The sequence below is a fragment of the Sphingomonas gei genome, assembly GCF_004792685.1.
In the GTDB taxonomy this organism is placed as follows: domain Bacteria; phylum Pseudomonadota; class Alphaproteobacteria; order Sphingomonadales; family Sphingomonadaceae; genus Sphingomonas; species Sphingomonas gei.
The window spans coordinates 314,347-327,279 of sequence record NZ_SRXT01000007.1 but is presented as its reverse complement, the minus strand read 5'-3'; the positions used below and the strand labels follow the sequence as shown (position 1 = coordinate 327,279).

Annotated in this window: 11 protein-coding genes; 3 read left to right on the top strand and 8 right to left on the bottom strand. The window is 65.9% G+C overall.

Annotation, left to right across the window (positions count from 1 at the left end; translation table 11 throughout):
* The first annotated feature begins 41 nt into the window (after positions 1-41).
* Positions 42-860, top strand: a complete 819-nt coding sequence (locus tag E5A73_RS18550) for a ThuA domain-containing protein (RefSeq protein WP_168355988.1) — start codon at positions 42-44, stop codon at positions 858-860.
* 389 nt (positions 861-1,249) lie between these two features.
* Here the strand turns inward: E5A73_RS18550 and dnaA are convergent, their stop codons facing one another.
* The 3 genes from dnaA to mutM form a co-directional block, all read right to left on the bottom strand.
* Entirely contained in the window at positions 1,250-2,620 is a 1,371-nt protein-coding gene (gene dnaA, locus E5A73_RS18545) for a chromosomal replication initiator protein DnaA (protein ID WP_135965324.1), read from the bottom strand.
* A gap of 424 nt (positions 2,621-3,044) precedes the next feature.
* Entirely contained in the window at positions 3,045-3,308 is a 264-nt protein-coding gene (rpsT, locus tag E5A73_RS18540; protein ID WP_135965323.1) for a 30S ribosomal protein S20, read from the bottom strand.
* 92 nt (positions 3,309-3,400) lie between these two features.
* Positions 3,401-4,210, bottom strand: coding sequence for a bifunctional DNA-formamidopyrimidine glycosylase/DNA-(apurinic or apyrimidinic site) lyase (gene mutM / locus E5A73_RS18535; protein ID WP_135965322.1), 810 nt, complete (start codon positions 4,208-4,210; stop codon positions 3,401-3,403).
* Between the two features lie 45 nt (positions 4,211-4,255).
* Between mutM and E5A73_RS18530 the strand changes: the two genes are divergently transcribed.
* Both E5A73_RS18530 and ubiB read left to right on the top strand, forming a co-directional pair.
* A complete protein-coding gene (locus E5A73_RS18530; RefSeq protein WP_135965321.1) occupies positions 4,256-4,987 on the top strand; it encodes a class I SAM-dependent methyltransferase in 732 nt (243 codons plus the stop codon).
* Between the two features lie 127 nt (positions 4,988-5,114).
* Positions 5,115-6,647, top strand: coding sequence for a 2-polyprenylphenol 6-hydroxylase (gene ubiB, locus E5A73_RS18525; protein WP_135965320.1), 1,533 nt, complete (start codon positions 5,115-5,117; stop codon positions 6,645-6,647).
* Here the strand turns inward: ubiB and E5A73_RS18520 are convergent.
* The 5 genes from E5A73_RS18520 to E5A73_RS18500 all read right to left on the bottom strand — a co-directional run bounded on the left by E5A73_RS18520 (position 6,644) and on the right by E5A73_RS18500 (position 12,844).
* Positions 6,644-8,317 carry an ATP-binding protein gene (locus tag E5A73_RS18520; protein ID WP_206366539.1) on the bottom strand — a complete coding sequence of 558 codons (1,674 nt, stop codon included), beginning with the start codon at positions 8,315-8,317 and terminating at the stop codon, positions 6,644-6,646. The two genes, ubiB and E5A73_RS18520, sit on opposite strands and share 4 nt — an antisense overlap.
* The gene (locus E5A73_RS18515) at positions 8,314-9,768 is read right to left on the bottom strand and encodes an ATPase domain-containing protein (RefSeq protein ID WP_135965386.1); all 1,455 of its coding nucleotides are present in this window, start codon (positions 9,766-9,768) and stop codon (positions 8,314-8,316) included. Before E5A73_RS18515 ends, E5A73_RS18520 begins: the two co-directional genes overlap by 4 nt.
* 105 nt (positions 9,769-9,873) lie before the next feature.
* Positions 9,874-10,911, bottom strand: a complete 1,038-nt coding sequence (locus E5A73_RS18510; protein ID WP_135965319.1) for a sensor histidine kinase — start codon at positions 10,909-10,911, stop codon at positions 9,874-9,876.
* The gene (locus tag E5A73_RS18505) at positions 10,908-11,357 is read right to left on the bottom strand and encodes a response regulator (protein ID WP_135965318.1); all 450 of its coding nucleotides are present in this window, start codon (positions 11,355-11,357) and stop codon (positions 10,908-10,910) included. The genes E5A73_RS18510 and E5A73_RS18505 overlap by 4 nt, the downstream gene beginning before the upstream one ends.
* Before the next feature lie 2 nt (positions 11,358-11,359).
* Positions 11,360-12,844, bottom strand: coding sequence for a sensor histidine kinase (locus E5A73_RS18500; RefSeq protein WP_135965317.1), 1,485 nt, complete (start codon positions 12,842-12,844; stop codon positions 11,360-11,362).
* Positions 12,845-12,933: the final 89 nt, after the last annotated feature.

Below are 12,933 nucleotides of genomic sequence, written 5' to 3'. Positions count from 1 at the left end.
TCACTGCTTGCGCCCGGATGACGAATACAGAGGAGAAGGCGATGTTGGCTGTGAAACTGGTCCTGGGCCTCGGCGCGCTCGCGCTGCTCGGAGGGCAGGCCGCCCCTGACCCACATAGCCCCGCCCCCACTTTCGACACCGTCGCCCCGCAGCTGCCGGCGCTCCGCCGCCCGGCGATCCTGATCTTCAGCAAGACCAATAGCTTCCGCCACGATTCGATTCCCGCAGCAGTCGCCGCGGTTGCCAAACGGCTCCGCGCGCGCGGCTGGAGCAGCTATGCCACCGAAAATGCCGCCGTGTTCAACCCCGCCCAGCTCGCCCGCTTCGACGCAGTCGTCTTCGCCAGCGCCACCGGCGACCTGTTCACGCCTGATCAGCGCGAGGCCTTCCGCGCGTGGATCGCCGCGGGCCACGGCTTTGTCGGTCTCCACGGGGCCGGCGACGGCAGCCATCCGGACTGGTATCAGGCCATGCTCGGCTATGGCGGCTATACCGGCCACCCCGGCGGGGCCGACCACTTCCAGCAATCCGAGCTGATCCTGCTCGATCGCACCCACCCGGCGACGCGCCATTTGCCGCCGCGCTGGCGATGGACCGAGGAATATTATGCCTATAGCCAGCCCCCGCGCGACGACGCGCACATTCTCGCCCGCCTCGACGAGACGGGCATGCGGCTCGAACCCAAGCACCGCATGGGCGACAAGCACGCGCTGATCTGGTGGCGCTGCGAAGGCAAAGCGCGGATCTTCTATTCGGCGCTCGGCCACAATCCCGAGAGTTGGTCGGACCCTGCCCATCTGAAGCTTGTCGATGGCGCGATCGGCTGGGCCGTGCGCAAAGCCGGCAAGGGTTGCGACTGACGACACGCTAGTCGATTTCAGTTAGATTGACCCACCCGAGCCGTTCGCCCTGAGCTTGTCGAAGGGCGATGCCGCCAGCGGTGCGTGCGTGGATAGCGCCGTTCGACAGGCTCACGGCGAACGGGGAAAAGCACCGATTCCTTCGGTATGATATCGACTCTAAGACTCTGCAAGTTCCCCTGCGAAAGCAGGGGTCCAGGGTCACAAGCAGCGCACTCTGCGCTCTGGGCCCCTGCTTTCGCAGGGGAACTGCCTTACTCAGCGCGCGTCGAATAAACTCCATTGGGGTGAAGGCGTGACCATCGCGTTGCCCCGCTCTCATCTCCTCCACCCCGCCCCACCCTGGGGTGGGGAGCCGCCTCGACCTGGAGGCGGAACTCTGTGTGCGCTCAGCCCTCGAGCGAGCGCATCAGCGCACGAACCGCGCCGTCGATCTCGACATCCTTGCTGCGCAGATCCTCGATCCGCCGCACTGCGTGGATCACCGTCGAATGGTCGCGATTGCCGAACTTGCGCCCGATCTCGGGGAGCGAGCGCGTGGTGAGTCGCTTGGCCAGATACATCGCGATCTGGCGCGGGCGCGCGATCGCAACGGCGCGGCGCTCAGAGATCAAGTCGATCTGCTTGACTTCGAAATGGCTCGATACCGCGCGCTGGATCTCGTCGATGGTGATCCGCCGCTGCGCGTTGCGCAGCACTTCGCCGAGCGTCGCGACGGCGAAGTCGATGGTGATCGTCTCGTTCGACAGATTGGCATAAGCCACGAGCCGGTTGAGCGCGCCTTCGAGCTCGCGGACGTTCGAGGTGATCCGCGCCGCGAGCAAGTCGACGACTTCGTCGGGCATCGCCACCGCCGGCATATCCTCGAGCTTGCGCACGACGATCGCGCGGCGCAGCTCGAGCTCGGCCGGCTTGATGTCCGCCACCAGCCCCGAACCGAGGCGCCCGGCAAGCCGCGGTTCGAAGCCTTCCAGTGCCTGCGGCGCGCGGTCGGCGGCGATCACCAGGCGTTTGCCGGACGACATGAATTCGTTGACGGTGTGGAAGAACTCTTCCTGCGTCGCGTCCTTGCCGCCGATGAACTGGAGATCGTCGATCATCAACAGGTCGACCGAACGCAGCCGCGTCTTGAACGCATGCGTGTCGCGGTTGCGGAGCGCCTGGACGAATTCGAACATGAAGCGCTCGGCAGTGACGTAGATCGCCGTCGCCTCGGGGTTCGCCTCGAGAAAGGCATGGCCGAGCGCGTGCATCAGATGCGTCTTGCCCTGGCCAGTGCCGGCATGGAGGTAGAGCGGACTGAACTGGGGAACCCCCGGCTGCGCTGCTGCCTTGGCGGCGTTGAACGCGACTCGGTTGGCCGAATCGACGACGAATCGCTCGAAGGTGAAGCGCGAGTCGAAAATCGGCCGCTCGCCCTGCGGCAATACCACGGGGGCCGCTTCCGGCTCGGCCTTCAACACTCGCTTGGGCTCGTCGGACATCGTCTCGATGGTGACGCTCACGACATCGGGCAGCACCGCGCGGAATTCGAGCAGCATGCGCTCGGAATAGTGATTCTTCACCCACTGCGTCATGAACGACGAAGGCAGGCCGAGGCGCACGGCCTCGCTGGTCGAGCCCTGGATCAGCACCACTGGCTTGAGCCACTGGTCGAACAGACGCTGGCCCGCAGAGCGCCGCAGGTTGCCGCGCACATGGCTCCACGCCTTGTTGACTGCCTCCATGTCGCTCCGCTCCAGAGTCTGCACTTGAGTCACAAAGACGCACCCTTCCTCCGCGGAAAGCAGAACCTTTCCGCGCCTAAACCCGCTATGAACAAAGGCCCCCCGCAGCCGGATAACCCCCAGGCTGGCGCGTTGAGCTTTCACTAAGCCCGGCAACGAAACGCTCCGGGAGGACTGTTTTAGGAACCGAAATCTGAGTCGAGCAAGGGCCAGCGTGCAAAGAAACTGAAATAGTTTAGTTGACTCGGAAGAACCCACGGATTTGCGTCATGTCACATATTTCTGCCTGAAATATCATGTACTTACGCTAATCTTCATAAAATTGAAGCATGCGAATCGTTGGTTTTCCGCCACTTAGGCCGTGCCGTTCCGCAACACCCCGCAAGTCCTTTGCTGCGCACGCGAAAAACCCCGCCGGAGCAACTCCGACGGGGTTACGGTTACGAAAATGTGACGATTAGGCCAGCGCTTGCACGCGCTTGTTGAGGCGTGAGAACTTCCGGCCGGCGGTGTTCTTGTGCAAAACGCCCTTGGCGACTCCGCGCGCGATCTCGGGCTGGGCCGCGGCAAGCGCGGCGCTGGCCGCGGCCTTGTCACCCGATTCGAGCGCCGCCTCGACCTTCTTGACGAAGGTCCGGATACGGCTGACGCGCGTACCGTTGATCTCTGCACGGCGGTCGTTCCGCCGGATACGCTTCTTCGCTTGCGGCGTATTCGCCATGCCGTCTCGTTCCTGCTCAAATTAGGAGAGGCGCGGAACGGGCCCACGCCGGGAAAGGGGAGCCCCTTAACGCCTGTGGCGATTCGGGTCAATCATTTCTGGCAGCGCGGGCACCAGAAGGTCGAACGCCCCGAATCGACTCGCCGCTCGACCCGCCCGCCGCATTCACACGGCTGGCCTTCGCGGCCATAGACCCGCCACTCCTTGGCGAAATAGCCGAGCTCGCCGTCGGGCCGCGCATAGTCCCTGAGCGTCGAACCGCCCGCACGGATCGCGGCCTCCAGCACTTCTCGCACCGCGACGACCAATTTCGCCAGCCGCGCTTTGGTGATCGTACCCGCAGGTCGCGTCGGCGCGATTCGGGCAAGGTACAGTGCCTCGCAGACATAGATGTTGCCCAGCCCCGCCACGACCCGCTGGTCGAGCAGCAGCGCCTTCACCGGTGCGACTCGGTCCTCGAACACGCGGGAGAGATGCGCCGCGTCGAAATCGGGTCCGAGCGGCTCGGGACCCAGCGCCTTGAACGCCGGCCACGCCGCCAGCCCCTCCGTGGGCACCAGATCGATCGAGCCGAATCGCCGCGCGTCGTTGAGCGCGAGCCGATGCTTCGCGGTCTCGAGGATGAAATGATCGTGCTTGCCGAGCTCGTCGGGGTCGATCCGCCAGCGCCCCGACATGCCGAGATGGAAGACCAATGTGTCGCCGCGGTCAGTGTCGATCAGCCCGTATTTCGCCCGCCGCCCGAGCCCGGTCACAGTCGCGCCGGTCAGCCTTTGGCCGAGATCGGGCGGAAAGGGCCGGCGCAGGTCGCCGCGGCGGAGAGTCACCCGCTCGATCCGTTCGCCCTGCAGCACCGGTGCGAGGCCACGTACCGTCGTTTCGACTTCGGGAAGCTCTGGCATGGCAAACCCCTAGCCGCGCTCACCCGCCCCCGCTAGAGCGCAGCCATGCCTGACACCGTCTCCTTCGGCTACGAAGACATCGCCCCCGAGGACAAGACCGCCCGCGTTGGCGAAGTCTTCTCCAGCGTCGCCTCCAAATATGATCTTATGAACGACGCGATGTCGGCCGGCCTGCACCGGCTATGGAAGGACCTCTTCGTCCGCCGGGTAAAGCCGCGCGCCGGCGAGCACATCCTCGACATGGCCGGTGGCACTGGCGACATCGCCTTCCGCATGGCGCCCTCGGGCGCGGCGATCACCGTTGCCGACATCAACCCCGAGATGCTCGCCGTCGGCGTCGAGCGCGCCGCGGAGCGCGGGATCGACGGGCTGGTGTGGAGCGAAGCCAATGCCGAGACGCTGATATGGCCCGACAGGTTCTTCGACGCCTATACGATCGCCTTCGGCATCCGCAACGTCACCGACATCCCCAAGGCGCTGCGCGAGGCGCACCGGGTGCTCAAACGCGGCGGCCGCTTCTACGTGCTCGAATTCTCGACGACGCAGTGGCCCGGCTTCGGGCAGGTCTACGACGCCTATTCGCACCATCTCGTGCCGCGGCTCGGCAAGCTGCTTGCGAACGACTCGGATTCGTATCGCTATCTGATCGAATCGATTCGCCGTTTCCCGCCGATGCCCGAATTCGAGGCGATGATCCGCGATGCGGGATTCACCCAGACCCGGGTCGAGCCGCTGCTCGGCGGGCTGGTCGCGATTCATAGCGGCTGGAAGATTTGATGCGCCTTCTTCGTCTCAAGCCCCTCCGCTTCAGGGGAGGGGTTGGGGGTGGGGCCTGGCCGTCTCCCCGAGCCTGTCGCCTGGGGCACCGCCCCACCCCAACTCCTCCCCTGAAGCGGAGGGGCTAGTGACCGCCCCCCCCATCCACCTCTACCGTCTGTTCAAATGGGGCCGTATCCTCGCACGTCACGGCGCGCTGCGCGGCATCGAGCGCGACTCCAATGCACCGAAGCCCGTTCGTCGTCTCGCGCGCATCCTACGCATCGGCGCGCAACTTCCGGAAGTGCCGCGCTACGCCGACGCCTTTCAGGCGATCGGCCCCGCCGCGATCAAGCTCGGCCAGACGCTCGCCACACGCCCCGATCTCGTCGGCGAGGCCGCGGCGCACGATTTGCTCCGCCTCCAGGACGCGCTCCCCCCGCTCCCCTTTGCGATAATCCGCGAGCGCATCGAAAATTCGTATGGCCGCCCCCTCGACGCCTTCTTCGCGAGCATCGATGAAACCCCGGTCGGTGCCGCGTCGATCGCGCAGGTCCACCGCGCGGTGACCACCGACGGCCGCCACGTCGCGGTCAAGGTGCTCCGCCCTGGCATCGAGGCCGAGTTCGCCAAGGCGATCGAGACCTATGAATGGGCAGCCGCGCAAGTCGAGGGCATGGGCGGCGAGGCCGCACGCCTCCGCCCCCGGCTGATCATCGAGCATTTCAAGCGCTGGACCGCGCGCGAGCTCGACCTGCGCCGCGAAGCCGCGTCGGCGTCCGAACTCGCCGAGGGCATGACCGCCGAGCCCGATTTCTACGTGCCCACCATTGATTGGCAACGCACCACCGGCAAGGTCCTCGTCCTCGAATGGCTCGACGGGATCAAGCTGTCGGACCGCAGCGCGCTGGTCGCCGCCGGGCACGACACCACGGCGCTTGCGGGCAAATTGATCCGCGCGTTCCTGCGCCAGGCGATCGCCGAGGGCTTTTTCCACGCCGACATGCATCAGGGCAATCTGTTCGCGCTCGCCGACGGCCGCATCGCCGCGATCGACTTCGGCATCATGGGCCGGATCGACCGCCGCGCGCGCGTCTGGCTGGCCGAGATCCTCTACGGGCTGATCACCGGCAATTACAAGCGCGTCGCCGAGATCCATTTCGAGGCGGGCTATGTCCCGGCGCACCACAATGTCGCCGAGTTCGCCACGGCCTTGCGCGCCGTCGGCGAGCCGATGCGCGGGCTCCCCGTCAAGGACATGTCGGTCGGCGCGATGCTCGACGGGCTGTTCAACATCACCCGCGACTTCGACATGCAGACCCAGCCGCACCTCCTGCTGCTCCAGAAGACGATGGTGATGGTGGAAGGCGTCGCGCGCGGGCTCGATCCCGAGATCAACCTTTGGGAGACCTCCGCGCCGTTCGTCCGCGAATGGATCCGCACCGAACTCGGCCCCGAGGCCGCGATCGCTGACCGGATCATCACCGATCTGCGCACCTTGGCCCGACTCCCCGAGCTGATCCGCAACATCGAATTGCGCTATCCCGCCCCCGGCGGCGCGCCCCCTGCCCCGCCACTGCGGCAGATCGAAGTCGTCCGCGTCGGCGGTGGCTGGCGCTATGTCGTGGTGGCATTGGCGGCCGCTGCGGCCAGCGCTGCGGCGATGTGGCTGATTCTCTAGCGCTTGGTGCCGCGCCGCCCCGTCTGCAGGCGCACAACCTTGTCATCGGGTTCGACCAAGCCGGCCAGCGCCATCGCGATCTCGGCCTGTCCGAACGGCTTTGAAAGCCGCGGCAGACCGTAGGTGGTTTCGGTCGTGCCGGTATAGCCGGTGATCAGCAGGATTGGGATTTCCGGAAGCGTGTCGCGAATCCGCCTGGCCAATTCGGCACCGTCCATCCCCGGCATCTTATAGTCGGTGATGATCACGTCGGGCCGCAGCCCCGCATCCAGCCGCGCGAGCGCCTCCACGCCACCGCTCGCATGCGTGACTTCGTGACCAAGGTCGCGGATCATCTCCGCGGTGCCCACCCGGACGAGCTCTTCGTCGTCGACGAGCAGCACCGACAGCGCCCGGCCTTTCGCCAGCAGCGGCTGCCGCCGCCGATCGACCGAATCGCGCGCGACGCCGCCCTCGGCCACCCGCAGATAGAGGTCGGCGCGCGTGCCCCGTCCGGGCTCGCTCGACAAAGCGAAGCCGCCGCCCAGCTGCGCGGCGAGGCCGTGCACCATCGACAGCCCCAGCCCGGTGCCCCGTCCGGTCTCCTTGGTCGAGTAAAACGGCTCGACTGCGCGCGCGAGCGTCTCCGAATCCATCCCGGATCCGGTGTCGATCACCGACAGCCGCACGTAGAGCCCCGGCGTGAGACGCGGCTGCGACCCCGGTCCGAACGCGAGCTGATCGGCGACGATCGTCAGCGTGCCGTTGCCGTTCATCGCATCGCGCGCGTTGACGCACAGATTGAGGATCGCGAGTTCGAGCTGGTTCGGATCGGCGACGGCGGCGGGCAGATCGGCGCCGTGGCGGATGCGCAAGTCGATCTCGGGGCCGATCGAACTCGCGATCAAGTCGCGCATCCCGTCGATCAGCCCGCCCAAGTCGACTGCCTTGGTTTCCAGCGTCTGGCGCCGCGCGAAGCCGAGCAGGCGCTGGACGAGCGTCTTGGCGCGCTCGGCCGAGAGCAACGCATTGTCGATCAGCCGTGCCGACCGGGGGTCGCTATCGCCATATTTGCGCTGGAGCATGTCGAGCGCCCCCATGATCGGAGTCAGCAGATTGTTGAAGTCGTGCGCGACGCCACCGGTCAGCTGGCCGAGCGTCTCGAGCTTCTGTGCTTCGTGGAGCTGGGCCACCGCGGCCTGATGCTCGGCGGTGCGCTCTTCCACCCGCTGTTCGAGCCCGGTGGCGAGCTCGTGCAATTCCTCGAGCCGCGCCCGCGCCTCATATTGCCGGCGCCGCCCGCGGATCGCCGCGCGGGCGAAGCTGACCAGAGTCGTCGGATGAAACGGCCGCTCGAGAAAAGTGACGTTGCCGAGCAATTGCAGGTAGCGCGCCGCCGCCGGATTGCGCTCCAGCCCGCCGCCGCGCTGGGTCAGCAGCACGAACGGGAAATCGGACCATTCGGACTGATCGTTGATCCAATCGGCCAGCGCACTGAGGTCGGCGCCGGTCAGCGCTTCCTCGGTGACCAAGGCGAGCCCGGCGCCCTCGCCAAGCAAGGCCACGAGTTCCGGAACCGACTGCACGACAATACCATGCAGCCCCGCCTCGGTGAGCATCGCCAGCGCCACCGTGGCGTCCCGGCCCTGTGGCGCGAGGATCAGCGCGCGTTCGGAGTGCGCCGGAATCAAATGGGATCCGCTTCGAGCAGGCGGTTGGTTTCGCCGATCAGCGTCGGCACGCCGCGCAGCACCCCCTGGAACTCCATCAGCGGCTCGCCCAAGGTGACGCCGCGCTTGTCGATGCGGTATTCGCGGATCGTGTCCTCATGCGCGCCGGTCCGCTTCTTGATCACCGAAATCGCGCGGCGCACGCGCCCTGTCGCCTCGAAATAGCGGAGCAGGATCACCGTGTCGGCCAGATACGTAACGTCCACCGGGGATTTCATGTCGCCAACCAACCCATGCTGCGCCACGGTGAGGAAAGTCGATGCGCCCTGGCGATTCAGATATTGCAGCAGCTCGTGCATGTGCAGCACCAGCGCCTGCTCCTCGGGCATCGCCGCCTGATAGCCGTTGAGGCTGTCGATCACCACGGTTTTGGCCCCGCCGTTCTCGACGCAGTGCCGCACTTTTTGTGAAAGCTCGCCCGGGGTGAGCTCGGCCGCGTCGACCTGCTCGATCAGCAGCCGCTTGCTGTCGACCATTGCCTGGAGATCGAACCCGACTCCTTTGGCGCGTTCGAACAACAGCCCCAGTTCCTCGTCGAACACGAACATCGCCGCGTGCTCGCCGCGCGCCAGCGCGCCAGCGATGAACGTCAGCGTCAGCAGCGATTTGCCGGTGCCGGCAGGACCGAGGATCAGCGTGCTCGATCCCCGCTCGACGCCGCCGCCGAGCAGCGCGTTGAGCCCCGCGGATTGGCTTTCGAGCACGTCGCGGCTGAACTCGGTCTTGTGCTCGGCCGCGACAAGGCGCGGAAACACGCGCACGCCGCCGGTATCGATCACGAAATCATGATAGCCGCCGCGATAGCGCTGGCCGCGATATTTGATCACCCGCAATCGCCGCCGCTCCGAGCCATATTCGGGCGATAGTTCCTCGAGCCGGATCACCCCGTGCGCGACGCTGTGCATCGTCCGGTCATTGGCCTCGCTCGAAAGGTCGTCGAGCATCAGCACGGTCACGCCGCTGCGCGCGAAATAGTGCTTGAGCGCTAGGATCTGGCGGCGATAGCGCAACGAGGACTGCGCGAGCAGCCGTATTTCGGAGAGGCTGTCGAGCACCACGCGCTGCGGATTGGTCCTCTCGAATGCCTCGAAGATCCGCCGCGTCGTCTCGCCCAATTCCAAGTCCGACGAATAGAGCAGGCTCTGCTGCTGTTCCTCATCGAGCAGGCTCTCGGGCGGCACCAGCTCGAAGATGTCGATGCCGTCGAACGTCCAGCCATGCGACTCCGCGCCTGCACGCAGCTCGTCCTCGGTCTCGGAGAGCGTGATGTAGAGCGAGCGCTCGCCCGCCTCCGCTCCCGCCCGCAGGAATTGCGTCGCGATCGTCGTCTTGCCCGTGCCCGGGCTACCTTCGAGGAGAAATAATCGACCCCGTGTCAGTCCGCCGGACGTGATGTCGTCCAGCCCGGGCACCCCCAAATTCGCCTTCTCCACCAAGCCGGAATTCCTCATTCGGTTCGGAAGTATAACGCAAGTTAGGCCATACTGATCCCAACCGGACCTGGATAGCCACCGGACTCAGTACGGAACGCTCAAGGTCGTGCGCACCCCGGCATGCGCTGGATCGAACTCGATCTTCGCCTGGAGGCTGCTCGCCATCGCCCGCACCAGCTTGGTGCCGAGTCCGGTTCCCTGGATCCGTCCGTCCGCGGGCATGCCGATCCCGTCATCCTCGACGCTCAGGTGGAAGTGCCCGTTTGAAGCGCGCGAAAGGTTGATCCGCACCTCACCGCCGCGCGCCGGGCCATAGGCATATTTGCAGGCATTGGTCACCAGTTCGTTGACGATCACCCCGAGCGAAACCGCGCGATCGGTCTTGAGCTTGATCGGCTCGGCGGTCAGCCGCAGCGTGCGGGGGCACGCCGGAGTCGACCAGGTCTGTTCGAGTTCGGCGACCAGGGCGCGCAGATAATCGTCCATCGCCACGAATTCGACGTCGCCCGAGGTGTAGAGCCGGCGATGCACCTGCGCGATCGCCTGGATCCGCTGCTGCGTCTCCGTCAGCGCGTTCTTCGCCACCGGGTCGTCGAGCACCGAGGCCTGCATGTGGACGAATGCCGAGACCAATTGGAGGCTGTTCGACACCCGATGATTGACTTCGCCGAGCAGCGCCTCGAGCCGGGCGTTGCTCGCGCGCAGTTCGGCTTCCACCGCTTCCTTGGCATGGCGTAGCCGGACCTTCTCGAGTGCCTGCTGGAAGCTGCTGGCTAGCAGGTCGAAGAAATCGTCACCCAGTGATTTGACCACATAATCGGCCGCGCCGGCCTTCAGCGCGGCCACTGCGATCCGCGTTTCCTCCGATCCGGTGACATAGACTACCGGCGGGCAATCGGGCAGCGCGTGGAGCAGGTTGAGCGTCACCAGCCCATCCTGCCCGGGCATGTAATGGTCGACTGCGACGAGATCGTAGCCGCCGGCGCGCACCATCTCGACGCCCTCGGCGCCGCTCGCCGCGAGGCTGACCGTGAAGCCGCGACGCGTCAGCCCGCGCTGGGCCAGCCGTCGCAGCCCCTCGTCATCATCGATATAGAGAATATGGGCCGGGGCCGTGCTCAATCGGCGTCCCCGATGTCGGGCACCTGGATCACCGACAGGAACAGGCCCAACTGACGAATTGCGTCGGCGAAACTCTCGTAATTGACCGGTTTGGTGATGTAGACGTTGCACCCCAAATCGTAGCAGCGCTGAATCTCGACCTTGTCGTCGGTCGTGGTCAGCACCACCACCGGCGTGCGCTTGAGCGGACTGCCCTCGGCCTTGATCCGCGCGAGGATGTCGATGCCGCTCATGTCGGGCAGATTGAGGTCGAGCAGGATCAGCGCCGGGCCGTTCTGCGCCGGGCCCTCGGGCGACTGGTACAGATAGTCGAGCGCAGTGGTGCCGTCGGTAAAGTGGTGGATGCGGTTCGAAATGCCCGCGCGGCGGATATTCTTCTCGATCAGACGGGCATGGCCTTCGTCATCCTCGATCATCACGATGTTAACGGGTTGATGATTCGTCATTTTCACTCTCCCCCCGGCTTAAGGACCCGTGGCAGCGAAAGCCTGAAGGTGGCGCCGCGGTCAAGCTCGGATCTTATCTCGATCAACCCGCCCAGCCGATACGCGAGCGCGCGGACGTGCGCGAGGCCGATGCCCTCGCCCGGCTGGTCCTGCGCGCCCGAGCGGCGGAACAGGTCGAAGATGCGCTCGTGATCGCGCGGATCGACGCCGCGGCCATTGTCCGCGACTTCGAGCACCACTCGGTCGCCTTCATTATGCCCGCGAACCGTTATGACGCCCGGCCGGCCGGGGTTGAGATATTTGAGTGCGTTCTCGATCAGATTGGAAAGGATCTGCTCGACCGCCAGTCGGTCGCTGGTGAGGGCTGGCAGCGCCTCGGCGAGGATCTCGGCGCCGACGTCGCTCACTCGGTGCTGCAGGCTGTCGACGATCGACTGGACCAGCGCGTCGAGATCGACCGATTCGACCATAAGGTTGCGCCGCCCCTCGCGCGACAGGCGCAGGATCGCATTGATCAGCCGGTCCATCTTCTGCGTCGAAGTGCGGATGAAGCCGATCGCCTCGGGCAGGTCTTCCCGCACCGCCAGCCGCACCGCCTCTGCGACCAGTTCGGGCGAGGATGCTTCCACGGCGTCGAGATGCGCGGACACGGTCTTGCGCGCAGCGTCGAGCTCGGCAGTGAACCCCATTACGTTGACCAAAGGCGAGCGCAGATCGTGCGAGACGATATAAGCGAAGCGCTGGATCTCCTGATTGGCGCGCTGGAGCTCGGCGGTACGCGCGTCGACCATCGCTTCCAACCCCTGGTTGAGCCGGCGCAGCTCGATCCGCGAAGCGGTGAGGTCGCGGGTGTAACGCAGCATCACGGTCAGCGTGATCGCAGCGACGATCACCAACAGGACACCGGTCAGCGCAAGGATCGCATAGAAGGTCGCGAGCGCATTGGCTTGCTCGACCTGCCGGACGGCGAGCAGCTTGCGCTCTTCCGCGATCATCGAGCGCGAAAGATCGCGGACCTGGCGCGTCACGATCACTGCAGGATCGTCTTCGAACGCGCCTTGCGCCGCGCTGCGCCGCGCGTCCGTCGTCGAAATCGAGCGTAGCTGCAGTTCGCGCTGCCGGACGAGCAAGTCGCGCAATGCGCGCGCGCGCCGCGCCTGGCGTGGATTGTCGGCGGTCACGCGCGCAATGTCGTCGAGCGCCGCTCGCGCCTCGCCGGCGGCCAAGTCCATACGCTTGCGGAAATCCGTTCCGCCGCCGAGCAGCACGCCGCGGCGCGCGGTCTCGACGCGCTCGTTGGCGCTGGCAAAGTCGGCTAAGCGCGCCTGCACGCCGAGCGTATGCTCCACCCAATTGCCCATTTGCTGGCTGCGCGCCTGCAGCCAGGCAGTCGCGACTCCGGCAGCGATCAGCGCGAGGAAGCCGATCGCGACGAGCGCCATGACGCGGCGAGTGAAGCGGGATTGGGTCTGCTCGGTCTGAGGCATCGGCTGCCCTCTAGGGGGTCCGGGGCGGGCTTCCAAGCATCTTCAACGGCGCACGTCCCCCCTCGACACTGCGTCCACCCCGCGTGTAG

Excerpts from the sequence above, each read along its gene's own strand:
- E5A73_RS18550 (WP_168355988.1), top strand. The coding sequence starts at position 42 with ATGTTGGCTGTGAAACTGGTCCTGGGCCTCGGCGCGCTCGCGCTGCTC.
- rpsT (WP_135965323.1), bottom strand. The coding sequence starts at position 3,308 with ATGGCGAATACGCCGCAAGCGAAGAAGCGTATCCGGCGGAACGACCGC.
- mutM (WP_135965322.1), bottom strand. The coding sequence starts at position 4,210 with ATGCCAGAGCTTCCCGAAGTCGAAACGACGGTACGTGGCCTCGCACCG.
- E5A73_RS18530 (WP_135965321.1), top strand. The coding sequence starts at position 4,256 with ATGCCTGACACCGTCTCCTTCGGCTACGAAGACATCGCCCCCGAGGAC.
- E5A73_RS18505 (WP_135965318.1), bottom strand. The coding sequence starts at position 11,357 with ATGACGAATCATCAACCCGTTAACATCGTGATGATCGAGGATGACGAA.
- E5A73_RS18500 (WP_135965317.1), bottom strand. The coding sequence starts at position 12,844 with ATGCCTCAGACCGAGCAGACCCAATCCCGCTTCACTCGCCGCGTCATG.